The 25,392-nt window shown below is 74.3% G+C and carries 25 protein-coding genes; 7 read left to right on the forward strand and 18 right to left on the reverse strand.

All coding sequences use genetic code 11. The features are described 5' to 3' along the window. Positions 1–239: 239 nt before the first annotated feature. From ABD665_RS16845 to ABD665_RS16855, 3 genes are all read right to left on the reverse strand, one after another. Positions 240–587, reverse strand: a complete 348-nt coding sequence (locus ABD665_RS16845) for an Lsr2 dimerization domain-containing protein (protein ID WP_204910089.1) — start codon at positions 585–587, stop codon at positions 240–242. A gap of 68 nt (positions 588–655) precedes the next feature. Next, positions 656–1,594, reverse strand: coding sequence for a carboxylating nicotinate-nucleotide diphosphorylase (gene nadC, locus ABD665_RS16850; protein ID WP_204910090.1), 939 nt, complete (start codon positions 1,592–1,594; stop codon positions 656–658). Further along, complete coding sequence (locus ABD665_RS16855; RefSeq protein ID WP_204910091.1) at positions 1,591–3,372, reverse strand: L-aspartate oxidase; 1,782 nt, start codon at positions 3,370–3,372, stop codon at positions 1,591–1,593. Before ABD665_RS16855 ends, nadC begins: the two co-directional genes overlap by 4 nt. Before the next feature lie 6 nt (positions 3,373–3,378). On the opposite strand from ABD665_RS16855, the gene ABD665_RS16860 reads away from it, so the two are divergent. After that, positions 3,379–4,380 carry an SAM-dependent methyltransferase gene (locus ABD665_RS16860; protein WP_204910092.1) on the forward strand — a complete coding sequence of 334 codons (1,002 nt, stop codon included), beginning with the start codon at positions 3,379–3,381 and terminating at the stop codon, positions 4,378–4,380. Between the two features lie 51 nt (positions 4,381–4,431). Beyond that, positions 4,432–5,598, forward strand: coding sequence for an NADH-quinone oxidoreductase subunit D-related protein (locus ABD665_RS16865; protein WP_204910093.1), 1,167 nt, complete (start codon positions 4,432–4,434; stop codon positions 5,596–5,598). A gap of 35 nt (positions 5,599–5,633) precedes the next feature. Here the strand turns inward: ABD665_RS16865 and ABD665_RS16870 are convergent, their stop codons facing one another. From ABD665_RS16870 to folP, 5 genes are read right to left on the reverse strand one after another with little or no spacing between them, the layout of a single operon-like run. Further along, on the reverse strand, positions 5,634–6,332 hold the full coding sequence (locus ABD665_RS16870) for a hypothetical protein (protein ID WP_204910094.1): 699 nt from the start codon (positions 6,330–6,332) through the stop codon (positions 5,634–5,636). A gap of 56 nt (positions 6,333–6,388) precedes the next feature. Continuing rightward, positions 6,389–6,892 (reverse strand): DUF3180 family protein, encoded by a 504-nt coding sequence (locus tag ABD665_RS16875; protein ID WP_204910095.1) that lies wholly within the window; start codon positions 6,890–6,892, stop codon positions 6,389–6,391. A 23-nt stretch (positions 6,893–6,915) separates the two neighbouring features. After that, the gene (gene folK / locus ABD665_RS16880) at positions 6,916–7,470 is read right to left on the reverse strand and encodes a 2-amino-4-hydroxy-6-hydroxymethyldihydropteridine diphosphokinase (protein WP_204910096.1); all 555 of its coding nucleotides are present in this window, start codon (positions 7,468–7,470) and stop codon (positions 6,916–6,918) included. After that, a complete protein-coding gene (folB, locus tag ABD665_RS16885) occupies positions 7,467–7,853 on the reverse strand; it encodes a dihydroneopterin aldolase (protein WP_204910097.1) in 387 nt (128 codons plus the stop codon). The genes folK and folB overlap by 4 nt, the downstream gene beginning before the upstream one ends. Beyond that, positions 7,850–8,749, reverse strand: a complete 900-nt coding sequence (gene folP / locus ABD665_RS16890; RefSeq protein ID WP_204910098.1) for a dihydropteroate synthase — start codon at positions 8,747–8,749, stop codon at positions 7,850–7,852. The genes folB and folP overlap by 4 nt, the downstream gene beginning before the upstream one ends. 53 nt (positions 8,750–8,802) lie before the next feature. Here folP and ABD665_RS16895 point away from each other — a divergent pair, with 53 nt between their 5' ends. Then, on the forward strand, positions 8,803–9,900 hold the full coding sequence (locus ABD665_RS16895; RefSeq protein ID WP_204910099.1) for a neutral zinc metallopeptidase: 1,098 nt from the start codon (positions 8,803–8,805) through the stop codon (positions 9,898–9,900). 362 nt (positions 9,901–10,262) lie between these two features. On the opposite strand, the gene folE is transcribed toward ABD665_RS16895, so the two are convergent. The 3 genes from folE to hpt all read right to left on the reverse strand — a co-directional run bounded on the left by folE (position 10,263) and on the right by hpt (position 13,756). Beyond that, a complete protein-coding gene (gene folE / locus ABD665_RS16900) occupies positions 10,263–10,823 on the reverse strand; it encodes a GTP cyclohydrolase I FolE (protein WP_425562184.1) in 561 nt (186 codons plus the stop codon). A 115-nt stretch (positions 10,824–10,938) separates the two neighbouring features. After that, positions 10,939–13,077, reverse strand: coding sequence for an ATP-dependent zinc metalloprotease FtsH (ftsH, locus tag ABD665_RS16905; protein ID WP_204910101.1), 2,139 nt, complete (start codon positions 13,075–13,077; stop codon positions 10,939–10,941). Positions 13,078–13,204: 127 nt separating this feature from the next. Then, on the reverse strand, positions 13,205–13,756 hold the full coding sequence (gene hpt / locus ABD665_RS16910) for a hypoxanthine phosphoribosyltransferase (protein WP_204910102.1): 552 nt from the start codon (positions 13,754–13,756) through the stop codon (positions 13,205–13,207). A gap of 171 nt (positions 13,757–13,927) precedes the next feature. On the opposite strand from hpt, the gene ABD665_RS16915 reads away from it, so the two are divergent. Next, a complete protein-coding gene (locus ABD665_RS16915; protein WP_204910103.1) occupies positions 13,928–14,698 on the forward strand; it encodes a glucose 1-dehydrogenase in 771 nt (256 codons plus the stop codon). A 7-nt stretch (positions 14,699–14,705) separates the two neighbouring features. Here ABD665_RS16915 and tilS read toward each other — a convergent pair whose 3' ends face one another. The 3 genes from tilS to dacB are packed head-to-tail and all read right to left on the reverse strand — an operon-like array spanning position 14,706 to position 18,290. Next, positions 14,706–15,662, reverse strand: coding sequence for a tRNA lysidine(34) synthetase TilS (gene tilS, locus ABD665_RS16920; RefSeq protein ID WP_204910104.1), 957 nt, complete (start codon positions 15,660–15,662; stop codon positions 14,706–14,708). Positions 15,663–15,673: 11 nt separating this feature from the next. Continuing rightward, the gene (locus ABD665_RS16925) at positions 15,674–16,759 is read right to left on the reverse strand and encodes a zinc-dependent metalloprotease (RefSeq protein ID WP_344742549.1); all 1,086 of its coding nucleotides are present in this window, start codon (positions 16,757–16,759) and stop codon (positions 15,674–15,676) included. A gap of 46 nt (positions 16,760–16,805) precedes the next feature. After that, the gene (gene dacB, locus ABD665_RS16930) at positions 16,806–18,290 is read right to left on the reverse strand and encodes a D-alanyl-D-alanine carboxypeptidase/D-alanyl-D-alanine endopeptidase (protein WP_204910105.1); all 1,485 of its coding nucleotides are present in this window, start codon (positions 18,288–18,290) and stop codon (positions 16,806–16,808) included. Positions 18,291–18,406: 116 nt separating this feature from the next. Here dacB and ABD665_RS16935 point away from each other — a divergent pair, with 116 nt between their 5' ends. The 3 genes from ABD665_RS16935 to ABD665_RS16945 all read left to right on the forward strand — a co-directional run bounded on the left by ABD665_RS16935 (position 18,407) and on the right by ABD665_RS16945 (position 21,164). Next, positions 18,407–18,958 carry an inorganic diphosphatase gene (locus tag ABD665_RS16935; protein ID WP_204910106.1) on the forward strand — a complete coding sequence of 184 codons (552 nt, stop codon included), beginning with the start codon at positions 18,407–18,409 and terminating at the stop codon, positions 18,956–18,958. A gap of 43 nt (positions 18,959–19,001) precedes the next feature. After that, positions 19,002–19,973: a sulfotransferase gene (locus tag ABD665_RS16940; protein WP_204910107.1), complete on the forward strand. Its 972-nt coding sequence runs from the start codon at positions 19,002–19,004 to the stop codon at positions 19,971–19,973. Between the two features lie 189 nt (positions 19,974–20,162). Beyond that, positions 20,163–21,164, forward strand: a complete 1,002-nt coding sequence (locus ABD665_RS16945; RefSeq protein WP_204910108.1) for a type IV toxin-antitoxin system AbiEi family antitoxin — start codon at positions 20,163–20,165, stop codon at positions 21,162–21,164. A gap of 62 nt (positions 21,165–21,226) precedes the next feature. Here ABD665_RS16945 and ABD665_RS16950 read toward each other — a convergent pair whose 3' ends face one another. From ABD665_RS16950 to ABD665_RS16965, 4 genes are all read right to left on the reverse strand, one after another. Next, entirely contained in the window at positions 21,227–22,117 is an 891-nt protein-coding gene (locus tag ABD665_RS16950; RefSeq protein ID WP_204910109.1) for a glycoside hydrolase family protein, read from the reverse strand. Between the two features lie 54 nt (positions 22,118–22,171). Next, positions 22,172–23,014, reverse strand: coding sequence for an alpha/beta fold hydrolase (locus ABD665_RS16955; protein WP_204910110.1), 843 nt, complete (start codon positions 23,012–23,014; stop codon positions 22,172–22,174). A gap of 22 nt (positions 23,015–23,036) precedes the next feature. Then, positions 23,037–24,038, reverse strand: coding sequence for a TIM barrel protein (locus ABD665_RS16960; protein WP_204910111.1), 1,002 nt, complete (start codon positions 24,036–24,038; stop codon positions 23,037–23,039). Positions 24,039–24,100: 62 nt separating this feature from the next. Beyond that, positions 24,101–25,291: a Gfo/Idh/MocA family oxidoreductase gene (locus tag ABD665_RS16965; protein ID WP_204910112.1), complete on the reverse strand. Its 1,191-nt coding sequence runs from the start codon at positions 25,289–25,291 to the stop codon at positions 24,101–24,103. Positions 25,292–25,392: the final 101 nt, after the last annotated feature.

Below are 25,392 nucleotides of genomic sequence, written 5' to 3' on the forward strand. Positions count from 1 at the left end.
CTGCTCATGCTAGTCGGGAGGGCAGACCACCCAGAGGGTCGTGGATCCAGCGAACCACGCGCACCCAGCGTCTGGGGGCTCTCGGACGTTCCGTGCTCATCACAACGTCGTGACGAGGGCGACCGATTCCCGCGGGGCAGGCGGAAAAGCGGGCGTCTCGCCGCGTCGGGCAGCCTGGCGGGAGCAGCACCCCGGGCGGACCAGCCGTTCGCCCAGGGCGCAAACCTCGAGGGCTCGGCTCAGCCGTGCGCCTTCTCGTACGCGTCGCGCACCTCGGCCGACACGCGGCCCCGGCTGCTGACCTCGTAGCCGTTCTCCTGCGCCCACGCGCGGATGTCGCTGGTGTTCGAGCCGCTGCCGTTCTCGGCGGGCCGCGGCGCCGCTGCGCCCGCGGTCGCCCGCTTGCGGCGGCCACCGGTCCGGCGCGCCACCCCGACCCACGGCGCGAGCGCGTCGCGCAGGCCCTGGGCGTTCTCCGTGGACAGGTCCACCTCGTACTCAGCACCGTCGAGACCGAAAAGGACGGTCTCGTCGGCCTGGGAGCCGTCTAAATCGTCTTCGAGGATGACCTGCACGCGCTGCGCCATTGTTCTTAGCCTTTCTTCGTTCATTTACCTGACCGGAGAACGATAGCGCAGCACAAGGGTAATTTTTGTCAGACCAGGTCCATGGCGATATCAAGAATGGGCGCTGAATGCGTGATTGCTCCCACAGCGATGAAGTCGACGCCCGTGGCGGCGACAGAAGCCGCCGAAGCCAAAGTCAGCCCGCCGCTGGCCTCGAATTCCGCGCGGCCTTTCAGCTCGGTCACGACCTCGCTCATCTGGGCCAGGCTCATGTTGTCGAGGAGGAGGTCCGTGGCGCCCGCGGCGACGACGTCGCGGGCCTGCTCCGCGCTCGTCACCTCGACCTGCACCCACAGGTCGGGGAACATCGCGCGCACCCGCTCGTACGCCGGCACGACCCCGCCGGCGGCGACGACGTGGTTGTCCTTCACGAGCGCGGCGTCGGCCAGCGACATCCGGTGGTTCACGCCGCCGCCCACGCGCACGGCGTACTTCTCGAGCATCCGCAGCCCGGGCGTGGTCTTGCGGGTGTCGCGGACCCGGGTGCCGGAGCCCGCCAGGGCGTCGACCCACGCGCGGGTCGCCGTCGCGACGCCCGAGGTGAGCGTCAGCAGGTTCAGCGCGACGCGCTCGGCGGTCAGGAGGCCGCGTGTGCCGCCCTGCACACGGAGGAGGACGTCGCCCGTCTCGACGCGGTCGCCCTCCTCGGCGAGCACCTCGACCGCGAACTCCCCCACCGGCTCGACGACGCTGCCCAGCACGACCGCGACCACGTACGCGGCCACCGGCAGCCCCGCGACGACGCCGGGCCGACGGGCGACGAACTCCCCGTGCGCGACGGCGTCGGCGGGGATGGTGGCGACCGACGTGACGTCGACCCCCTGGCCCGTGCCGGGCGCGAGGACGCCGCGCCCGCCCAGGTCCTCGCCGAGCGCCTCGGCCACGACCACCGCGAGCGCGGCGACGTCGAGGCCGACCGACGCCACGTACGCCTCGGCCTCCGCCAGGCTGGTGACCCGCGTGCTCATCGTGCGCTCTCCTCCGCTGCCGTCTCCGCTGCCGTCTCCGTGCCCACCGGGGTCAGCCGGTGGACGAGCTGGTCGCCGTCGGCCTGCACCACCAGGTGGCGCTGCCAGGACTCGCGTCGCTCACCGAAGTCGTCGCGCCAGTGCGCGCCGCGCGACTCCTCGCGCTGACGGGCCGACGAGAGGACGGCGGCGGCCACGCAGAACAGGTTCGTCGCCTCCCAGGCCGCCAGCCCCGCCTCGGTCGTGCGCCGGCCGCCGAGGCGGTCGAGCCCGCCGGCGGCGCGTTCCAGGCCCGTCGCGTTGCGCAGGCCGCCGCAGTCGCGGCTCATCGTGCGCTGCAGGGCCGGCACGACCGCCGGGTCGAGCAGCCACGCCTCCCGGGCGTCCTCGAGCGGCTCGCGCAGCGGCGGCAGGTCGCGCGCGAGGGCCTCGGCGATGCGGACGGCGAAGACGAGGCCCTCGAGCAGGGAGTTCGAGGCCAGCCGGTTGGCGCCGTGCACGCCGGAGGACGCCACCTCGCCGCAGGCGTACAGGCCGGGCAGGTTCGTGGCCCCGTCGAGGTCGGTCTCGACGCCGCCGCAGAAGTAGTGCGCGGCCGGGGCGACGGGGATGAGGTCGGTGACCGGGTCGATGCCGGCCACGCGGCAGCTGTGCAGGATCGTCGGGAACCGGACCCGCCAGGTCTCCTCGCCGAGCATGCGGCCGTCGACGTAGACGTGGTCCGTGCCCTCCCGGGCCATCTCCTTCATGATCGCCTTCGCGACGACGTCGCGGGGGGCCAGCTCGGCCAGCTCGTGCTGCCCGACCATGAAGCGCTCGCCGGCGGAGTTCACCAGCAGGCCGCCCTCGCCGCGGACGGCCTCGCTGACCAGCGGCAGCTGCCCGCGGGCGCCGGTCCCGAGGAACAGCACCGTCGGGTGGAACTGGATGAACTCGACGTCGCGCAGCCGGGCGCCCGCCCGGAGCGCGGCCGCGACCCCGTCGCCGGTGGACACGGGCGGGTTGGTCGTGACCGCGTAGATCTGGCCGATGCCGCCGGTGGCCAGCACCACCGCGCGGGCGCGGACGGCCCCGACGCCCTGCCGGGTGCCCTCGCCGAGCACGTGCAGCGTGATCCCGGCGACGGCGGGCGCGCCGTCCTCGGTCCGGCCGGGCAGCAGGTCGAGGACGAGCGCCTGCTCGACGATCTCGATGCCCGGGTCCGTCCTCACCGACGCGACGAGCGCCCGCTCGATCTCGGCACCGGTGGCGTCACCGCCGGCGTGCGCGATGCGGTTGCGGTGGTGCCCGCCCTCGCGGGTCAGGGCCAGCTGCCCGGAGGCGTCCAGGTCGAACTGCGTGCCGCGCTCCACGAGCGTCGCGACCTCGGCCGGCCCCTCGCTGACGAGCACCTCGACCGCCGCCGGCTCGCACAGGCCGGCGCCCGCGACCAGCGTGTCGGTGACGTGCTCGGCGACCGTGTCGCCCTCGGCCTGGACCGAGGCGATGCCGCCCTGCGCCCACCGCGTCGAACCCGCGGCGACGACGTCCTTGGTGACGACCATGACGAGGCTGTCCGGGCCCATCCGCTCCCGGCACTCGAGCGCCGCGGTGAGGCCGGCGACGCCCGACCCGACGACGACGACGTCGACCTCGCGGGTCCAGCCCGGCGCCTCGGCGGCCAGCCGGCCGGGCAGCGGCGTGCCGGCCAGGCGCGGGAGCGGGTGCTCCTCGACGGCGGGTGGCGGGACGGTGCGTTCGGCGCGCTCGTCGTCGAGCCCGGCCGTCGTCGGCAGCATGGACCCATGGTCTCCCATCGCCGACCCGGCGACCCGCCACGACCGGGGCCGCGGACGTGGCGCCCGTGGCGCTCCGCATGGCTGGACGCGGCCTACTCCCCCACCGGCTTCTGGTCCACGCAGCAGCCGGGCGGGCACTTCAGCACGGCGGTCCGGGCCGGGCCGCTGGTGGCGCAGGCCGTGGCCGCCCTGGTGCCCGCCTCGGTCGGCGTGGTCGTGGACGTGGGGGCCGGGGACGCCCGGCTGCTGGCGCACCTCGCCGACCTCCTCCCCGGCGTCGCCCTGGTCGGCGTCGACCGCCGCGTGCGCCCCGAGGGGCTCGACCCGCGGGTGGGCTGGTTCCGCGACCACTTCGACGTCGAGCGGGAGCGCTGGACGAACGGCGGCCCGGACGCCTGGTCCTCCGCCGGGACCCCGTTCCTCGTGGCGCACGAGTGGCTGGACGACCTGCCGGTCCCGGTCGTCGGCCGCCGGGCGGGCACGTGGCACGAGGTGGAGGTCGACGGCCGGGGTCACGAACGCCCCGGCGCCGCCGTCGGCGCCGAGGACCGGGCGTGGCTCGCGGACTGGTGGGAGAGCGGGTCGCCCGAGGTCGTGCGGGCCGAGGTCGGGCGGGCCCGCGACGCCGCCTGGGCCGTCCTCGTCCGCTGGGCCGTGGCGCGCGGCGGCCGGGCGCTGGCCGTGGACTACGGGCACCTGGCGACGCAGCGACCGGTGGAGGGGAGCCTGCTGGCGTACGGACGGGGGCGGCAGCGCGCACCCGTGCCGGACGGGAGCGTGAACCTCACCGCCGCCGTCGCCGTGGACGCCCTGGTCCGCGCGGGCGAGGACGCCGGGGCGGAGACGCTGCTGCTGGAGCGGCAGTCCGCGGTGCTCGGACGGCACCCGGAACCCGCCCCCGCCGACCCGCTCGGTGCGCTGGTCCGGCGCAGCGAGCAGGCCGCCCTGACCGCGCCCGGGCGGTGGGGCGACCTGTGGTGGCTCCTGCAGGGTGCGCGGGCCTCCTGAGCGACGGTCTGCACCGCTCACCGCCCCGTAGGCCGCACTAGCCTTCGGTCCGTGCCCACCCCGCTGCGCGTCCTCGTCGGCGCGCTCGGCCCCGGCGTGCTGCCCACCGCGGCGACGGAACCGCCGCCCGACGGCACCGTGCTGCTCGACCTCGGGCCCGAGCACCCCAGCGGCACCGGCCTGGTCGAGCTGCGGCTGTGGGTGGAGGACGACGTCGTCACCGAGGCGACCGTGGTCGTCGGCGCCCTGCACCGCGGGGTCGAAAAGCTCTTCGAGGTGCGCGACTACCGCCAGGTGCTCGTGCTGGCCGACCGGCACGACTGGCAGGCGCCCTTCGCCGCCGAGCTGACGGTGGCCCTGACCTGCGAGCGGCTGCTCGGGCTGGAGGTCCCGCCCCGGGCGGTCTGGCTGCGCACCCTGCTCGCGGAGCACACCCGCCTGCTCAGCCACCTGGGGTTCCTGGGGTGGGTGCCGCACCGGCTCGGCGCCGCCTCCCCGACCTCCGCCGTCCGCGAGGCGCTCCGCGGCCAGCTGCAGCGGCTCAGCGGCAACCGCGTGCACCCCATGCTCAACCGCGTCGGCGGGCTGGCGGCCGACGCCGACGACGCGTGGCTGGACGCCGAGCGCGCCCTGCTCACCGACGTCCGGAAGGTGGCCGACCGGCTCGACGCCTGGCTCGCGGAACCCGCCCTGCGGGACGCGACCGTCGGCACGGCGGTCCTGACGCCCGCGGTGGTCGCCGGGCACGGGGTCACCGGACCGGCCGCCCGGGCCGGCGGGCTCGAGGCCGACCTCCGGCTGCACCGGCCCTACCTCGCGTACCGGGAGCTCGCGGACCTCCTGCGCCCGACCCCGGCCACGGCGGGCGACGCCGCCGCCCGCCTCACGACCCTCGTCCACGAGCTGCGGGTCTCCGCGGACCTGGTCGTGGCCTGCGCCGACCGGCTGCGGGAGCTGTCCGGCGAGGTGGCCGTCCGGCTCGGCAAGGTCGTGCGGCTGCCCGAGGGCGAGGCGTACGTCGCCACCGAGGCCCCGCTCGGGGTGTCCGGGGTGTTCCTGGTGTCCCGTGGGGACAAGACGCCGTGGCGCCTCAAGCTCCGGACGCCGTCCTTCAACCACGTCTCCGCGCTCGAGCCCCTGCTCCGCGGCGTCCACGTCAGCGCCCTGGAGACGACCCTGGCCTCGATCGGCTACGTCGTCGGTGACATCGACAAATAGATCGGGGCCGCCCGCGCGTGAGCGGGCAGCGCAGATCAGACCGCGTAGCGGCGCGTGGCCTCGTAGTTCGGCAGGACCATGGCCAGCTCGGCCATCTGAGGATCGAGCGCGGCGTCGGTCACGTGGTGCTCCTCGACGCGGCGGGTGCTGCGGCGCGGGAGGGCGTGCACCTCGGCGTCGGCCTGCGCGCTGATCTGGGCGGCGAGCTCGGCCTGCTGGGCGCGGACGGCGAGGAGGGCGACCTCCTGCTCGCGCAGGCTGGTGCGGAAGAGGCTGATGAGCCCGTCACGCTCGGTGATCTGCTCGCGCAGGCCGTCGCGCTCGGTCATGAGGACCCCGACCTCGCCGCGCAGCTGGGTGATGACGTTGCGCTGGCCGGCGACGACCATGCCGGTGCTGCTGAGCCGCTCGGAGAGCGCGTCGACGACCTCGGCGTTGCGGGTGCGCTCGCCGCGGAGCGCGTCGCCGTGCTTGCGGTCGACGACCAGCAGCCGGTGCGCGTGGCGCCGGCGGGCGTCGGCGAGCTCGCGCCAGGCGAGGCCGCACGTGACGATGCAGGTGGCCACGGCGATGACGACGCCGGCGCGGACGAGCCAGACGGGACCGAGCGCCGCGGCGAGCGCGAGCACGCTGCCGACGACCAGGACGGTCTGGGTGGTGCGGTGCGACCGGGCGACCGGCTCACGCCGGGAGGCCTGGCCCGGACGCGGGGAGGGGGCCGGTCGAGAGCTCATGCGCAGACCCTAGGACGGACCGGGCCGGGCTCCTGGGAGCCACGCGCGAGCCGCCGTCAGTCGTCGTCGAGACCGCGCCGCTCGCGTTCCTCGTCCTCGTCGTGGGGGACGCGGCAGGCACGTTCGAGCAGCAGGCCGGCCGCGCCGAGCACGAGCCCGCCGACCATGGCCACGAGGGAGCGGATGACGCGCTCACGCGGTCCGTCAGCCTCGAACGCCCCCACGAAGGACAGCGCGTAGCCGAGGTAGCCGCCGGCGACCAGCGCCCCGCCGAGGGCCGAGGCCTTGCCGAGCACGAGGAAGGCGACCGCGCGCTGCGGCTCCATCCGCTCGCGCCGGACCTGGATCTGCTGGTGGGTGGACCGGGCGAGCGCCCCCACCAGGGCGCCCACGACGAACAGGCCGACGGGGGCCGACCACGGGATCGAGGGCGGGACGACGTCCAGCGCCGAGGTGGTGACGGCCAGCAGCCAGCCGGCCAGCCCGCCGAACAGCGCCGCGACGACCAGCGCCCGCGGCGGCGTGCTGGTGACCCGGTTCCCGCTGGGGGCCTCGCTCATCCTGTGGTCGTCGTCGATGGGGGTCAGTCGATGACCAGGTCGTCGCGGCGGGTGATCCCGGAACGGTCCGCCGCGGCCGCGAGGACGTCCAGCGGGCCCTGGCCGGGGACCTCGCCGCGCGGGTCGATCGCGAGCCACGGGATCAGCACGAAGCCGCGCTCGTGCGCGAGGGGGTGCGGCAGCCGCAGGTCGTCGTGGTCGACGACGGTGCTGCCGACCATGATCAGGTCGACGTCGAGGGTGCGCGGGGCCCAGCGGCTCGTGCGCTCGCGGCCGTACGCGTCCTCGATCGCCTGCGCCCGCTCGAGCAGCGTGCGGGGCTCGAGGGTCGTCTCGGCGACGACGACGAGGTTGAGGAAGTCCGGGCTCTCCTCGGGACCGCCGACCGGGCTCGTCTCGTAGACCGGGGACACGTCCACGACGATCACGTCCGGGGTGTCGCGGAGCGCGTCCACGGCGCCCTGCAGGTTGCCCAGCCGGTCGCCCAGGTTGGACCCGAGCGAGTAGACGACCTTGCGGAGCGGCTTCATCCCGCTCAGCGTGTCCGTGTCGATGGCGTGCGGGTTGGGGCTGGTCATGACCGGCTCCTCGTGAGCGTGACGGCCACGTCGGCGAACGTGACCCCGATGGGTGCCTCGGGCTTGTGCACCGTGACCTCGACCCGGTCGACCGCCGGCTCGCGCAGGCAGGTCTGCGCGACGCGCTCGGCGAGGGCCTCGATCAGGTTGAGCGGCTCGCCCTGCACGTCGGCCACGACGGCCTCCGCGAGGACCCCGTAGTCGACGGTCCGGCTGAGGTCGTCGGACGTCGAGGCGGGGCTGAGGTCGAGCGAGAGCGCGACGTCGACGACGAAGTGCTGGCCGTCCTCGCGCTCGTGGGCGAAGACGCCGTGCCGGCCGAACGCGCGCAGGCCGGTCAGGACCACGCGGTCGTGGCCCACCTCGCGTGCAGCGCTCGTCATCCCACCTCCCCAGGTGGGGCGACCTTATCCGACGCCCCGACGCGGGCCACGCGCTCGCCCGACAGCCGGGCGACGACCTCGACCGCGTCCCGGTTGGCCCGGACGGCGTGCACGCGGACGCCCCAGACCCCCTGCAGGGCGAGCACGGTGGTGAGCGCGACGGTGGCGCCGTCGCGTCCGGCGGGCGGGCGCGGCGAGCCGTCCGGACCGCTCAGGAGGCTGCCCAGGAAGGACTTCCGCGACACCCCGACCAGCTGCGGGAGCCCCAGGGCGTCCAGCTCGGCGAAGCGGTCCAGCAGCTGCCAGTTGTGGGCCCCGGTCTTGGCGAAGCCGAAGCCCGCGTCCACGACCAGGCGGTCCTCGCGGACACCGGCTGTTCGGGCAAGGTTCACCTGCTCCCCCAGCTCGCGGACGACGTCGGTGACCACGTCGTCGTACGTCGCCCGCCCCTGCATCGCGCGGGCGTGGCCGCGCCAGTGCATGCAGACGTACGCGACCCCGAGCCCCGCGACCACGTCGAGCATGCGCGGGTCGGCGCGGCCGCCGGAGACGTCGTTCACGAGGCAGGCGCCCGCTCCGACGGCGGCCTCGGCCACCTCGGCGCGCATCGTGTCGACGCTCACGGAGGCCCCGGCCGCCACCAGGCCCTCGACCGTCGGCAGCACCCGGCGGAGCTCCTCGTCGAGGCTGGGCCGCTCGGCCCCGGGCCGCGTCGACTCCCCGCCCACGTCGACGACGTCGGCGCCCTCGGCCACCAGCGCGAGCCCGTGCTCCAGGGCCGCCTCGGGCGCGAACCACGTCCCGCCGTCGGAGAAGGAGTCGGGCGTGACGTTCACGACGCCCATCACGAGGGTGCGACCCGGTGCCGGGAGGCCGGCCACGACCGGGAGGTGCATCCGGACACCCTAAGGGTCCTGGTCGGAGGCGCTTCTCTGTCTATGCTCGTCCGATGCCGGCGCCCGACGACTACTGGGCGACCCCTGGACGCGGCACGGGTCCGGGGCCCGCACCGGGTCGCGGCCGCGGGTGGCTCTTCGCGATCGGCGTCGTGTCGGCGCTCGTGCTGACCGGGATCGTGGCGACGGTGGTGGTCCTCGCCACGCGCGGGCCGGGCACCACGACGACCGCCGCGCCCCCCGCGACGCCCTCGGCCAGCAGCCGGCCGGCCCCGGCGCCCGGGAGCGCCTCCCCCGTCGCCCCCAGCCCGACCGCGAGCCCGACCGCCGGTCCGACCGTGACGCCGGCCTCGACCTCGCCCACCGCCGCCCCGCAGGCTCCACTGCCCACCGCGTCCGCGCCGCCGAGCACGCCGCCCGGCCCGGACCGCAGCCTGCGCACCAACAGCGTCTACGGGATCGACCTCGACCGCGCGGCCGTGGACTGCGGGCTCAAGGTCCGCTCGCCCAAGCCGCCGCTGGCGAACAAGAAGCTCCAGCCCTACCTCACCGACGTCGTCGGCTGCCTGACCAAGGTGTTCAAGGGGCCGCTGGCCGCCCAGGGCTTCACGCTCGCCGAGCCCACGGTGAAGACCTACCACCGCCGGGTCGAGAGCCCCTGCGGCAGCTTCGGGCAGAGCGGGTCGCCGGCCTACTACTGCTCGACCACGCGCACGATCTACTGGCCCGACACCGTCGACGACGGCCGCGAGGCCTACACGTTCGCGCGGCTCGGCTACGTCGGCCTCGTCGCCCACGAGTTCGGGCACCACGTGCAGGCGACCACCGGGATTCTCCGCGCGTACGCCGACGCGTACGACAAGGCGTCCAAGAAGGAGCGCTACGCCCTCAGCCGGCGCCTCGAGCTGCAGGCGCAGTGCTTCGAGGGCGTGTTCCTGCACGCGACGACGAAGGACCTCGGGGTCAGCGGGAAGGACCGCCGCGAGCTGAAGTCGTGGCACAGCTACACCGGCGACGAGGACCCGCCCGAGGACCGCAAGCCGGACCATGGTTCGTCCAAGGCGCAGTGGGCATGGCTCGAGCGCGGCCTCGACTCCGGCGACGCCTCCGACTGCAACACCTGGACGGCGAAGGCTTCGTCGGTCACGTAGCCCCTTTGCTTGCGGTTGCCGTGCCCGCCCCTCGGCTGTAGTAGCGGGGCTTTGCGCCGGGTCGTCCTCCAGGCGCGGCGCTTCGCAACCATCCGCCCGGGCGCCGTCGCGTACGACCGCGTGCTCGGGCTGGCCGCGCCCGGGCTCCCGCCAGACCCATCCACGCTCAGCGCCGCCCCTGGAGGACGACCCTTCACGTGCGGCTCGCTGCCCCTCGCCTTCGCCCTTCTGCTTGTTCCCCGCCCCCTCCCCTGTCCAGGGAACGCTGACTCTCGACAAGTCCGCGGTCCTGTTCGGTGTTGTACGCCAGCGGCTTCTTCGGGTGAGGGGCCGCGCTCGAGCCCGGAAGGGGTTGCGGGCAGTCAGGAGCGGATGAGGTTCATCGCTTCTGCTCTCGTGGTGGCGCTGGTCCGCAGGGCGCCGCGGACGGCGCTGGTGATGGTCCTGGAGCCGGGCTTGCGGACGCCGCGCATGGTCATGCAGAGGTGCTCGCACTCGATGACGACGATGACGCCTCTCGGCGAGAGGTAGCGCTCGAGGGCGTCGGCGATCTGGGTCGTCATGCGCTCCTGGACCTGCGGGCGCTTGGCGTAGACGTCGACGAGGCGGGCGAGCTTGGACAGGCCGGTGATGCGGCCGTCCTTGCTGGGGATGTAGCCGATGTGCGCCACGCCCGTGAAGGGGACGAGGTGGTGCTCGCAGCTGCTCCAGACCTCGATGTCCTTGACCAGGACGAGCTCGTCGTGGCCGAGGTCGAAGGTCGTGGCGAGCACGTCGGCCGGGTCCTGGCGCAGCCCCGCGAACATCTCGGTGTACGCCCGCGCGACCCGCTCGGGGGTCCGGACGAGACCGTCGCGGTCGGGGTCCTCGCCGATGGCTAAGAGGATCTCGCGCACGGCCGCCGCGATGCGCGGCTCGTCGATCGGCCCGCGCTCGTCGGGCGGGTTCTCGTCGACCTCTTGCGCGAGGTCCGGGGTGTCGGGTCGGCGGCTCACCGCCCCATCCTCGCCGAGCGAGGAAGGGCGGTGGCCGCGGGCCTCAGCGGAAGTCGGGACCGCGCGGCGGCAGCGTGCCGCCACCGGCCGGGCCCTGGGGCAGCTGCGGCGGGACCGGGGACTGCCCGGGCGGGATCGGAGCCCCGCCGGCGGGGACGCCCTCGCCACCGCCGTCAACCGGACCGTGCCCGTTCGAGCCGTTCTGACCGTTGCTGTGCGAGCCGTTGGACCCGTTCGCGCCGTTCAGGCTGAGCGGGGCGTCGCCGTTCACGCGCGGGGGCGGCGTGACGGGCGGCAGGTCCGACGGGACCCGGCTGTCGGAACCCGTCCAGGCCGGGCGCTTCGGCCAGAGCCGCAGGTTCTGGAAGATCCCGGCGACGGCGGCCCGGTCGAGGGTCTCGTGCTCGAACAGCGCGCGGACCAGGTCGTCGAGCACGTCACGGTTGGCCGTGAGGATGTCGAACGCCTCCTGGTGGGCGGTGCTGATCAGCCGCGAGATCTCCTCGTCGACGACCGCCGCGATCTCCTCGGAGTAGTCCCGGCCCTGGCCGTAGTCACGGCCCAGGAACGGCTCGGAGTCGCCGGCGCCGAGCTTGATGGCACCCAGCCGCTCGGTCATGCCGTACTGGGTCACCATCGCCTTGGCCACGCTCGTGGCCTTCTCGATGTCGTTACTCGCGCCGGTCGTGGGGTCGTGGAACACGAGCTCCTCGGCCGCGCGGCCGCCCATCATGTACGCGAGCTGGTCCAGCAGCTCGGCGCGGGTGTTGGAGTACTTGTCGTTCTCCGGCAGCACCATCGTGTAGCCGAGCGCCCGGCCGCGCGGGAGGATCGTGATCTTCTGCACCGGGTCGGTCCCCGGCAGCGCCGCGGCGACGAGGGCGTGGCCACCCTCGTGGTACGCGGTGACCAGCTTCTCCTTCTCGTTCATCAGGCGGCTGCGCTTCTGCGGGCCACCGATGACGCGGTCGATCGCCTCGTCGAAGAACGCGTTCGTGATGACCTTGGCGTTCATCCGGGCGGTCAGCAGCGCCGCCTCGTTGAGCACGTTGGCCAGGTCCGCACCGGTGAAGCCGGGGGTCCGGCGGGCGATCGACTCGAGGTCGACGTCCGGAGCCACGGGCTTGCCCTGGGCGTGCACCTTGAGGATCTGCAGGCGCCCCTTCATGTCGGGGTTGTCGACGGGGATCTGACGGTCGAAACGGCCCGGGCGCAACAGCGCCGGGTCGAGGACGTCGGGCCGGTTCGTCGCGGCGATGAGGATGACCCCGCCGCGGACGTCGAAGCCGTCCATCTCGACGAGCAGCTGGTTCAGCGTCTGCTCGCGCTCGTCGTGCCCGCCGCCCATGCCCGCGCCGCGGTGCCGGCCGACGGCGTCGATCTCGTCGATGAAGACGATGGCCGGGGCGTTCTCCTTGGCCTGCTCGAAGAGGTCGCGGACGCGGCTGGCGCCGACACCCACGAACATCTCGACGAAGTCCGAGCCGGAGATGGAGAAGAAGGGGACGCCGGCCTCGCCGGCGACCGCGCGGGCCAGCAGCGTCTTGCCGGTGCCGGGCTGGCCGTAGAGCAGCACGCCCTTGGGGATCTTGGCTCCGACGGCCTGGAACTTCGCCGGCTCGGCCAGGAACTCCTTGATCTCCTGCAGCTCCTCGACCGCCTCGTCGGCGCCCGCCACGTCCGCGAACGTCGTCTTGGGCGTGTCCTTGTTGGCCACCTTGGCCTTGGACTTGCCGAACTGCATGACCCGGCTGCCGCCGCCCTGCACGGAGTTGAGCAGGAAGAAGAACACGACCGCGATGAGGATGAAGGGGATCAGCGTCGCCAGCAGGTTCGAGAAGAAGCTCGGCTGCGGGTTCTCGCCCACCCAGGTGTCGAGCGTCTTGTCCGCCACGCGCTGGTTGAGCCGGTCGATCAGCTGGTCGCTCTGGTTGCCGACCCACACGGCCTCGTAGCGCGTCTGGGCGGCGTCCTTCATGGTCACCTGGATGGTCTGCTCGCGGTCCTTGAGCACCACCTGGGACATGGGCTCGTTGCCGTTGATGAGCGCGACGACCTGCGACGTGGGCGCTTCCTTGTAGCCGCCGCTGAGCCGGGTGCTGAAGTCGATCAGCAGCCCGACCGCCACGACGGCGAGCACGATCCAGATGAGGGGACCGCGGAAGATGCGCTTGAGGTTCATGACCTGCCTAGAGAGTCGGGAGCAGCACGGCTCTCGGAACGCGTGCCCTCAAGCCCCCAGGCTACCGGTGCGCGCCAAGGTGCGGCTCCGGCGTGCACAGGCCCCGGTCGGGCCCCCGCGGCCCGGGTCAGCTGTAGACGTGCGGCGCGAGGGTGGCCACGCCGGTGAGGTTCCGGTAGCGCTGGTCGTAGTCGAGGCCGTAGCCGACGACGAACTCGCTGGGGATGTCGAAGCCGACGTAGCGGACCTCGACGGGCATCTTGAGCGCCTCCGGCTTGCGGAAGGCGGTGAGCACCTCGAGGCTAGCCGGGTTCCGCGAGCGGAGGTTGCTGATCAGGTAGGACAGCGTCAGGCCGGTGTCGACGATGTCCTCGACGACCAGGACGTCCATCCCGGCGATGTCGGTGCTGAGGTCCTTGAGGATCCGGACGACGCCCGAGGACTTGGTGCCCGACCCGTACGACGAGATGGCCATCCAGTCCATCCGGCAGTGGATCGACAGCGCGCGCGACAGGTCGGCCATGATCATGACCGCGCCGTTGAGGACGCCGACGAGGAGCACGTCCTTGCCCTCGTAGTCACGGTCCACCTGGGCCGCCAGCTCGGCGATCCGGTCCTGCACCTCCTCGGGGGTGTACAGCACGCGGGACAGGTCGTTGCCGAGGGCGGAGACGTCCACGGCCTCAGCCTGCCACAGGTCGCGGGGAGGTTCCGCCGAGGCGTCGCCCGGCACCGGTCTCCGTCCTCGACCCTCGCAGGACGGACCGCGCCCGACGGGCCATCCTGACCTCGGCCCGCCGCGGCACCACGCGGGCCGCCCGACCAGCGACGCCCGAGCAAGGAGCACCCCGTGAACCTGGACAACCCCTTCGACCTCACCGGCAGGACCGCCCTCGTCACGGGCGGCAACCAGGGCCTCGGCCAGGCATTCGCGCTGGGGCTGGCGCGTGCCGGCGCCCGCGTGGCGATCTCCGGGCGCCGGACGGAGGCCAACGAGGCCGCCGCCCGCGAGGCCGCCGAGGCCGGGATCGAGCTCGTCACGATCACCGCCGACATCACCGAGGACGACCAGGTCGTCGCGATGACCGAGCAGGCCCGCGACGCCTTCGACGGCCGCATCGACATCCTCGTGAACAACGCGGGCACCTGCTACCACGCGCCCTCCTTCGACGTCACCGACGCGCAGTGGGCCGACGTGTTCGACCTGAACGTCCGCGCGCTGTGGAAGACCTCGCTCGCGGTCGGGCACCTCATGCGCGAGCAGGGCTCCGGCTCGATCGTGAACATCGGCAGCATGTCCGGGCTGATCGTGAACCGACCGCAGTGGCAGCCGGCCTACAACGCCTCCAAGGCGGCGGTCCACCACCTGACCAAGTCGCTCGCCGTGGAGTGGGCGCCGTACGGGATCCGCGTCAACGCGGTCGCGCCGGGCTACGTCAAGACCGCGATGGCCCCGGTCGACGACCCGAAGTTCCACCGGCACTGGATCGAGGACACGCCGCAGCAGCGCGCCGCCCTGCCCGAGGAGATCGCGCCGAGCGTCGTCTTCCTCGCCAGCGACGCCTCGAGCTTCATCACCGGCTCGGTCCTCGTCGCCGACGGCGGGTACTCGGCCGTCTGACGCGGGTTCAGCGGGTGCGGAGGACGCCGTCGGTCCGCACGACGCGGAGGCCGGGCAGGTGGACGGGGCCCTGGCCCCGCCAGCCGGTGACGAGCGCCTCGACCGCGGCGACGTGGTCGGCGGCGAGGCTCCCGGCCCCCGCCGTCCGGAGCCAGGTGCGCAGCACCCGGGTGCGCAGCGCGGCGGGCAGGGCGACCAGCCGGTCGCAGGCGAGACCGCCGTCCTGCTCGGCACCGGCGGCTGCCTCCGTGGCGAGCGCGTCGAGGAGGTCGGCGTCGGCGCGCAGCAGGTCCGCGGAACGGGCCAGCGCGGCCACGACGCCCGGCCCGAGCTCGGTCTCGAGGAAGGGCAGCACCCGCTCGCGGACGCGCACCCGGGCGTACGCGGGGTCGGCGTTGTGCGGGTCGGTCCAGGGCGTCAGCCCGAGCTCGGCGCAGCAGGCGACGGTCGTCGCGCGCGGCAGGCCGAGCAGGGGGCGGACGCGGTCGTCGCCGCGGACCGGCATCCCCGCGAGCGAGCGGGCGCCCGAACCGCGGGCGAGGCCCAGCAGCACGGTCTCGGCCTGGTCGTCGCGGGTGTGCCCCAGCAGCAGGGTCGCGTCGCGCGCCGCGCGCTCGGTCTGCAGCGCAGCGTGCCGGGCGTCCCGCGCGGCAGCCTCCGGCCCCGTGCCGTCGGCGACGACCGCGACGCGGACGACGGCGACGTCGGCGTAGCCCAGCCCGGCCAGCGCGGAGCGGGCGCTCTCGGCCACTCCCGCCGAACCCTCCTGCAGCCCGTGGTCGACCACGACCCCCGCGTACGCCAGTCCGGCTCTGCGCGCGACGTGCGCGGCGCCGGCCGCGAGGGCCAGGGAGTCCGGGCCGCCCGAGCAGGCGACGAGGAGCGTGCGGTCGGCGGGCAGGAGCGACGCCGCCACGGCCTGGACCACGGCCAGGGTGGCCGGGCCGAGCGCGCGCCGGGACACGACGTCGCGGCTCAGCCGGCGGGCGGCGTGGCGGGCTCGGGGTGGTTGCGGATGACCCAGAGCTGGGGGTTCGCGATCTCGGCGCGGCTCGGCAGCGTGTCCGGCGAGGTCCAGACGCGGTTCAGCCCGGCCATGCCGACCTCGTCGAGGACGTGGCGGCAGAAGGCCGCGCCGTCGCGGTACTGCCGCATCTTGGCGTCGAGGCCCAGCAGCCGCCGCACGATCTTGTCGGGGCCCTGACCCTGGCGCCGGACGTCGAACTTCGCCCGGATCTGCGCCACGCTCGGCACGACCTCGGGCCCGACGCTGTCCATGACGACGTCCGCGTGGCCCTCGAGCAGCGACATGACGGCGGTGATGTCGTCCACGATCGCGCGCTGGGCCGGGGTCTGGACGAGGTCGACGACCGACAGCTCCTCGCCCTCCCGGATCCCCTCGACGACGCGCCGGACCGCCTGGCGGACGACCTGGACCAGCACGCCGTCGTCGAGGTCGGCGGTGGCGACGAGCCGCTCGATGAGGCCGAGGAGGTGGTCGCGGAGCCACGGCACCGCGGTGAACTGCACCCGGTGGGTCTCCTCGTGCAGGCACACCCACAGCCGGAAGTCGCTGGGCGGCACCCGGAGCAGCCGCTCGACCTCGACGACGTTCGGCGCGACCAGCAGCAGCCGGCCGCGGGCGCCGTCCTCGCCGGTCCAGAAGGGGTCGAACTGGCCGAGCACCTTGGGCGCGAGGTAGCTGAGCAGCACGCCCACCTCGGCCCCGGTGACGCGGGCACCGACGCCCGCCGTGCGCGGGGTCGCGGCCAGCTTGCTCGCGGCGAGGTCGGTGAGCGGGGTCAGCAGCAGCCGGAACGCGTCCAGGTTGGCCTGGATCCAGCCCGGCCGGTCGATCACGAGCACGGGCGCGCTGCCCGAGGAGGCGTCGAGGCCGGTCACCTCGGTGACGTAGCGCTCGGCCCGCGCCGCCGCCTCCCGTAGCTCGGCGACCGCCGCGAGGGCGCCGTCGGCCGAGATCGTGGGCCCGGGCTTGACCAGGCGCGTGGCGGTGCTGCGGGCGAGCGCCCAGTCGACCATGGGCGGCGCTTCGGCAGGCATGCACCGAGGGTAGTTCCGTGGCCCCCGTGGAGGGGCCGGACCTGCCTCAGCGGCAGCCGCAGGTGCTGATCGCCGCGGTCACGCGCTGCAGCCAGACGGTCGCGTTGTAGTCGTTCTTCGGGTCGTTCACCAGGAAGGCGTACGCCAGCAGCGTGCCGTCGCGGGTGGTGATCGTGCCGGCCAGGCCGTGGACCTTGCTGAGCGTGCCGGTCTTGCCGCGGACGACGCCGCGTCCGGCGAGGCTCTCGTCGTCACCGAACTTCGTCGCCAGGCTGCCCTCGACGCCGGCCACCGGGAGCCCGGTGAGCAGGGGGCGCAGCTCGGGGTGGGCGTCCTCGCCGGCCACGCGGAGGAGCTTGGTCAGGGTGGCCGCCGGGATGCGGGTGCTGCGGGAGAGCCCGCTGCCGTCGACGAGCCGCGTGCCGGAGGTCCAGGCGCCCAGCTCCTTGAGCCGGGCCGCCACCACGGCGGCGCCGTCCGCGGAGGTGCCCCTGCGACCCCCGGCCACGGCGGCCTGGCGCAGCAGCACCTCGGCGCCGTCGTTGTCGCTGGTCATCAGGACGTGCTCGACGATCCGCTCGAGCGTCATCGACGAGACGGCGGCGACCTTCGCGGCGCCCTTGGTGGCGCGGCCCTTCGCGACCGTGCCGACGTCGATCCCCTGGTCCTCGAGCTGGCGGGCGAACACCTTCGCCGCCGACCCGGCCGGGTCGGTCTGCCGCGGTCCGAGGACGCCGCCCCCGGGCGTCGAGCGGCCCTCGTTGGCCCAGAGCGCCGAGACGCGCGAGGCGACGTCGCCGTACGAGCCGGGCCAGGTCGGGTTCCAGGCCGGGCCGGAGAACAGGGAGCTGTCGTAGTCCAGCGAGACCTTGCGGACGCCGTCCTTCTTGAGCGCGGCCGCCGTCCGGCGGGCCAGGGTGCTCAGCGAGGCGCGGGTGGGCTCGGCGCGCGACGCCTTCTCCTGCAGGTAGGGGTCGCCGCCCCCGACGAGGACGATCCGACCGCGGCCCGGGGAGACGACGGAGGTGGTGAAGCGGTGCTCGGGCCCGAGCAGGTCGAGGGCGGCGGCCGCGGTGACGAGCTTGGTCGTGGAGGCGGGGATGGCCCCCTTGCCCGCGCGGTGGCTGAAGACGACCGCGCCCGTCCGCATGTCGCGCACCTCGCCGGAGTAGCCGCCCGAGTCCTTGACCTTGACCCCGCGGACACGGTCGCCGAGCGCGGCGGCCGACACCTTCCCCTGGCCCTCCGTCCCGGCGAGCACGGGCGCGGGCAGCGCCACGGACGAGGACGCCCCCGGCGCAGACGGGTCGGGCGACGCGGGACCGGTCGAGGGACCGGGACTGCCGGTGGCCTCCGCGGAGGGGTCGAGCGCGCCGGAGGCGATCGTGCTGGGGGCGCGCGGCGTCTCGAGGCCGGTGGCCTCCAGGCCCTGCCGGGCCAGCGAGCCGAACACGCCGCTGATCAGGCCGAGCACCAGCCCGGTCACCACGACCAGGGCGACGACGGGCACGAGGAAGCGCTTCAGGCCCACGGTCTCCGCGCTCCCCTCCTGGACGATAAGGTTCTGCCTGGCTCGTCCGCACCCCCGGGCGGCACCCGGTGCCGGTGTGCGAAGCACCGCCCCGGCCAGTTTAAGGAAGGTCGGTCATGACTGCACCCAACGCTGAGAAGGTACGCGAGCTGAGCGGCCTGGAGTTCGACGTCACGGTCGAGATCCCCAAGGGGAACAAGAACAAGTACGAGGTCGACCACGAGACCGGGCGCATCCGGCTCGACCGGACCCTCTTCACCTCGACGGCCTACCCGGCCGACTACGGCTTCATCGAGGGCACGCTCGGCCAGGACGGCGACCCGCTCGACGCGCTCGTGATGGTGTCGGAGCCGACGTTCCCGGGCTGCCTGATCAAGTGCCGCGCCATCGCCATGTTCCGGATGACCGACGAGGCCGGCGGCGACGACAAGGTCCTCTGCGTCCCGGCGAACGACGTCCGCCGCGACCACCTGCGCGACATGTCGAACGTCCGCCCCTACCTGCTGCTCGAGATCGAGCACTTCTTCACCGTCTACAAGGACCTCGAGCCCGGCAAGTCGGTCGAGGGCGCCACCTGGGTCGGCGTGGACGAGGCCGAGGAAGAGGTGCGCGCGAGCTTCGAGCGGGCCAAGGGCACGAGCTACGAGGGCATCGCCTCCGCGCACTGAACGGCCGGAGGGCGGCGCCCTCCGCTTTCGCTACGATCCCGGTATGCCCACTAGGGAATCCAGGCCCGACGCGTTGGTGATCGGCGCGCCCAAGGCGGGCACGAGCGCGCTGCACGCCGCCCTGGCGCGGCACCCGCAGGTGTACGCGTCGGCGGTCAAGGAACCGAAGTACTACATGTGCACCGACGCGCCCCCGCCTGCGTACGTCGGGCCGGGTGACGCGCACAGCCAGCAGGAGTGGGTCTGGCGCGCGGAGGACTACGCCGACCTCTTCGCGCCGGCGCCGGAGGGGTCGGTGCGGCTGGAGAGCACGCCCTTCTACCTCTACCTGCGCTCGGCCCGGCGGCGGATCGCCGAGGAGCTCCCGGACGCGAAGCTCGTCGTCGTCGTGCGCGACCCGATCGACCGCGCGTACTCGAACTGGATGCACCTCTACGTCGACGGCCTCGAGCCCGAGGCGGACTTCGTCACCGCGTGCCACCTCGAGGAGGAGCGGATCCGCGCCGGCTGGGCGCCGTTCTGGCACTACCGCCGGATGGGCCGCTACGGCGAGCAGCTCGCCGACCTGTTCACCCACGTCGACCGCGACCGGGTGCTGGTGCTGCGCTACTTCCAGCTGGTCAGCAAACCGGTCGAGACCCTCGACACCGTCGCCCGGTTCCTCGGGATCGACGAGGGCCTCGTCGGGACGGTGCCGCCGGACAACTCGCGCGGCTTCGTCCGGCCGGGGCTCCGCACCGACGCGCTGAGCCGCGTCATCCGGTTGGGCGCGGCGGCGGGCGCGTACGCCCCGCCCCAGGTCTGGCGCCGCGCCAGCCAGCCCCTGACGCGCGCGCTCCAGCGCGGTGGTCCGGACCGACGCCCGAAGCTGAGCCCCGAGCAGCGCAGCGAGCTCCTCGCCGGCTGCACCGACGACATCGCCGTCCTCGAGGACGTCCTCGGCCAGTCGTTCGACGACTGGCGCTCGGTCGAGGGCCGCGGTTCCTTCACCGAACGCGTGACTCCCCCCTCCTGACCCCCTCACCTCGACCGGTACCTCCGACCCGCGAGCGGTACCTGTTCCCGGTCGAGAGGGGCGTCCGACCGGGATGGGGTACCGGTCGGGGGTGCCGGTGCGGGGCGGCTGTCCACAAGAACGTGTTGGTGGGCGGCGGCCGCCTGTGGACGAGCGGCACGATCGCGGATCCAGCACAAGAGTCCGGGTGTGACCACCACGGACCTGCCCGGCGTCGTACGCCCGCGCACCTCCCGCGCGCTGCGGGAGCAGGGCGTGAGCAAGCACCTCCTCGACGGGCCCCGGTACAGCCGGACCTCGCCCGGCCGTTACGTACCCGCGGGGGTTCCGGCGACGACGACCCAGCGGCTCGTCGAGGCGGCGGCCCACCTGCCGACCGGCGGCGCGCTCGGCGGCTGGTCGGCCGCCCACCTGCTCGGGGCGGTGAGGTTCGACGGGCTGGACCGACGGCTCCGGCCGGCACCCGTGGTCCTGTGCGTGCCGGACGCGTTGCACCGCCGGGCTGCACCGGGGCTGCGGTACGTGCGGCAGGAGCTCGGGTCCGACGAGGTCGTCCACGTCGGCGGGATCCCGGTGACCAGCCCGGCGCGGACGGCTTCCGACCTGGCCCGCTGGGCGCCGGACCTGGAGCAGGCGGTGGTCGACCTCGACGCCCTGCTCCAGGCCGGCGTCGTACAGGAGAGCGCCCTGGCTCTGCTGGCCCACGACCTCGGTGCACGCCGCGGCGCACGCCAGGCGCGGTCGGCGTTCAACCTCGCGCGGTACGGGGCGCGCAGCCCGGGCGAGACCCGGCTCCGGCTGACGTGCGTCCTCGGGCTCGGTGCGCCGACGCCGCTGCTGAACCCCCGGGTGCACGACCGCCTCGGCCGGTTCCTCGGCCTGCCCGACCTGCTCGACCCAGAGGCCGGCCTCGTCCTCGAGTACGACGGGGCCAGCTGGCAGGACCCCGAGCGGCCGGACGGGCACCTCGACCCCGAGCAGCACCGCGAGGACAACGAGCGCGAGGAGTGGTTCGAGCGGAACGGCCTCCTCGTGCTCTGCGCTACCGGGCCGGACCTGGCGCGACACCGTCCTGGCCTGATCTCACGCATGCGTGCGGCCCGCGCCGAGGGCCTGCTGCGCGGTCCGGCGCGCTGGACCTGGCGCGTGACCCCCGAGCGGTACGCCTTCCCGGTTGGACGGCCGCGATGACCGGGAACAGGTACCGCTCGGCGGGAGTGCGTACCGGTCGAGGGCCGGCGGGAGAGGAGAGCTCAGTCGGAGAGCGAGGTCATCAGGTCGTGGGAGCCGTCGGCGCGGGCGGCTTCGAAGTAGAAGCGGTGGCGGCCGTCGGGGAGGGCGACGACGCTGACGTAGCGCAGGGCGCCGTCACCGTCGGACGACACGGCGACGGGGTCGGGCGAGCCGACGAGGCTGCCGTCCCGCTCCTCGGCGACGCCGGTCTGCTCGAACCAGTTCGAGGCGGCGTCGGCACGGCCGTCGTAGAGGACCCGCAGCGGCTCGTGCGACAGGACGGCGGTCACGCGTGCGCCGCGGGCGTCCCAGCGACCCGGAACTCCCTCGAGCGCGGTGCCCGCGACGTCCCAGTCCAGCCCGTCGGCGCTGGTGGCGTACGCGGTGACCATGCGGTCCTCGTCGCCGGCGGGCTCGAGCGGGTGGCAGCAGACCCACATCTCCCAGCGCCCGTCGCGGACGGTGACCACCGGGTCCTTGACGCCCCAGCGCCGGTCGCCGGGCAGGACGATCCGGCGGCGGCCGTGCGGGAGGTCCTCCGGGCGCGGTGCGTCGACCGCCTCGATCCACCAGTGCTTGGAGTCCGGGGTCGCGCAGCTCAGGTAGAGGCGCCAGCCGCCGCCGGGCACCGGCAGCACGACGGGACGCTCGAACGAGGCGGCGGCGAAGGCGTCGCGGTCGAGGGTGGCGACGGGCAGGAAGTGCACGCCGTCCTCGGAGCGGGAGACCACGACGCTCACGCCGCGGCCGGCGTCCAGCGGCCGGCGGACCCGGTAGGCCATCCAGAAGACGCCGTCGGCGAGCACGACGCTGGCCGCGCCCGCCCAGTTGCCCGCACCCGGTCCCGGCGCCGGGACGACGACCTCGGCCCCCTCGTAGCGGGGCAGGTCGACGCCGACGAGGGTGCTCACCGCGTCACGATAAGTCAGCCCGGCGGCGCGGCGGGGGATTTCCCGACCGTCGGACTAGGGAACGCTCGCCATCCGCTCGAGCGCGAGACGCGCGAGCTCCGCCGGCCGCTCGTCCGGGATCCAGTGGCCGACGTCCTCGAGCGCGACGAAGCGGTAGTCGGCCTCGACGCAGAGCCCGGTGTGCTCGGCGGCCCACCGGCCCAGCGCCGGGTCCTGCGCGCCCCAGACGTACGTCGTGGGCACCCGCGCCCGCGGGAACGGCCAGGCGGTGCGGCCGAGCATCGGTCGCCAGGCCGCGCGGTACCAGTTGAGGAGGGCCCGCGCGGTCCGCCGGTCGGCCAGCAGCGCCTGCACCTCCGCCGGGTCCGGGGTGCCCATCCGGGCCAGCAGCGGGCCCGCGAGCGCGGGCGAGCCCAGCACCAGCTCGGGCAGGACCGGCAGCTGGAACGCCCCCATGTACCAGGAGCGGAGCGCCTGCCCGTGCAGCATCGCGGCGACCAGCGCCCGCGGGTGCGGGGTGGACGCGACGGTCAGCGAACGGACGCGGTCGGGATGCTGCGCCGCGAGCGCCCAGCCCACGGCGCCACCCCAGTCGTGGCCGAGGACGTCGAAGCGCTCCGCGCCCGCGGCTTTGGCCAGGGCGAGCACGTCACCCACCAGCGCGGGGAGCGCGTACGCCGAGACCTCCCAGGGCCGCGCCCGGGGCGAGTAGCCGCGCTGGTCGGGCGCGAGCACCCGGCAGCCGGCGGCGGCGAGGTGGCCCGCGACGCCGTCCCACGAACGCGAGGTCTGGGGGAAGCCGTGCAGCGCGACGACGACGCGGCAGTCCTCCGGCCCGTGGTCACGGACGTCGAACGTCAGCCCGTCGTGCGCGTACGCCTCCAGCCGCTCCCCCACGCGACCAGCCTCCCACCCGGCCTCAGCCGACCCCGGCGCGCCGGGCCGCGTCGAGCAGCACCCCGGCGGCCACCTCGAGCCCCTCGATCCGGCCCAGGCTGGTGTCCTCGTGCTCGATGTTGACCAGCATGTCCGGGTCCACGGCGTGCAGGGCGGCCAGCCAGGTCGACCAGTAGACGGCGTCGTGACCGCGACCCAGGGCGACGAAGTCCCACGCGGCCTCCTTCGGCCACTCGTTCGCCCACTCGTCGCCGCCGAGGTTGGTGCGGGGCTCGTCGGGCGACAGCCGCCGGAACCGGTTGTCGAGCACCCCGTGGACCGCGGCGGCCGGGTTGATCCGGACGTCCTTCGCCGCGGCGTGGAACACCAGCGGCCCGAGGTCCTGGACGACGGCGACCGGGTCCATCCACTGCCAGAAGAGGTGCGACGCGTCGAGCTCGACGCCGAGGTGCGTCGCGCCCGTCCGCTCGACCAGCTCGCGGATGCCGGCCGGGTTGAAGACGAGGTTCTGCGGGTGCAGCTCGAGGGCGACCTTGACGTCGAGGTCCGCCGCCTCCCGGTCGATCTCGCGCCAGAACGCCTCGGCGACGCCCCACTGGTGCTCGAGCACGTCGAGGGCGGCGGAGTTCCAGGCGTTGACGACCCAGTTCGGCCGGGTGGCTCCCGGCTCCCCGCCGGGCAGCCCCGACATCGTCACCACGCGGTGCTGGCCGAGGCGGTTGGCCAGGCGGATGCTGCGGCGGACGTCCTCGGCGTGGGCGTCGCCGATCTCCCGGTCCGGGTGGAGCGGGTTGCCGTTGCAGTTCAGACCCGCGATCTCGACGCCCGTGCCCTCGAGCTGGCCCAGGAAGTCGTCGCGGGCCGTGTCGGAGACCAGGATGTCGTCGAACGTGGGGATGTGGACGGCGGGCAGGAAGCCGCCCGAGTTGAGCTCGATCCCGGTGAGACCGAGGCCGCGGACCACCTCGACGGCCTCGGGCAGGGACCGGTCGTGCAGGACCGCGTCGTAGACACCGAACTTCATGGGGGACTCCTTCGTCGGACGGGGATGGGCGAGCCGGGGGACGGGCTCGAGAGAGAGGTGCGTCAGGACGTGCGCTGCGCCGGCACCGCCACGCCGGCGCCACCCCGCGCGGCGCTGTCCGCGACGGAGGCGAGGACCTCCAGGTTGTGGACGCCCTCGTCGAAGGAGGCGCAGCGCGGCAGCGACGCGGCCTCGTCGATCCCGGCCACCTCCTCGAGGAAGGCGCGGGCCTGGTACTCGAAGCCCTGGTTCTGCCCGAGGCCGACGCCCTGGGCGTCCATCGCCAGGCCGCCCCTGACGTACGGGGCGTCGGGCCCGAGGACCACGCGCCGGAAGCCGCGGATCGCGGGCGGGTCGTCGTTCAGGACCAGCGAGAGCTCGCCCGGACGCTCCAGCTCCCAGGTCGCGGCGCCCCGGTCCCCGTACACCTCGACCACGAGACCGTTCGGGTGGCCGGCCGCGACGCGGGAGACCTCGACCACGCCGACCCCGGAGGCGAGCCTCACGCTGAAGCTGGCGTAGTCGTCGTTCTCGACGGCCTCGCGCTCGTCGCTCACCGCGACGTCCGCGCCGCGCTGCACGACGCCCAGGGGCACCGGCCGCTCGGTGATCGCCGTCGTGAACCGGCCGCCGCTGACCTCGGCGATGTCGCCGGCCACGAACTCGGCCAGGTACGCCGCGTGGCTGCCGAGATCGGCGAGGGCGCCGGTCCCCGGGGCGCCCTTGAAGCGCCAGCTGATGGGTCCGCGCGGGTCGGCCGCGTAGTCGCAGTAGTACCGGACGTCGACGTGCAGGACGTCGCCGATCGTGCCGTCGGTGACGAGCCGGCGCAGCATCGCGACCCCGGGTGCCCGCCGGAAGGTGAAGCCGACCCGCGCCACGCTGCCCGCGGCGCGCGCCAGGTCGGCCATCGCGCGCGCGTCCTCGAGGCTGTCGCTCAGCGGCTTCTCGCACAGCACGTGCTTGCCCGCGGCCACCAGCCCCTCGACCATCTCGCGGTGCAGGGCGTTCGCCACGACCACGCTCACGACGTCGACCGACGGGTCCTCGGCGATCGCCCGCCAGTCGGTGTCGCTGCGTTCGTAGCCGAAGCGCCGGGCGGCCAGTGCCCCCATGCCCGGGTCGAGGTCGCCGACGGACACGTACCGCAGGGGCGGGAGCGTCGAGGCGTACAGCGTGGGGGCGACGCGGTAGGCGGCCGCGTGCGCGCGGCCGGCCATCCCGGCCCCGATGACGGCGACACCGAGGGTCATGGGCGCTCCTCCGAGCATCAGGTTCCGCCAAGGTGCGGCGGGACTAGATCGGTCTAGTAGGCGCGACGCTAGTGCCGCGCGGTTTGTCCTGTCAAGGAGTG

It is taken from the genome of Microlunatus spumicola (genome assembly GCF_039536445.1).
GTDB lineage: Bacteria > Actinomycetota > Actinomycetes > Propionibacteriales > Propionibacteriaceae > Microlunatus > Microlunatus spumicola.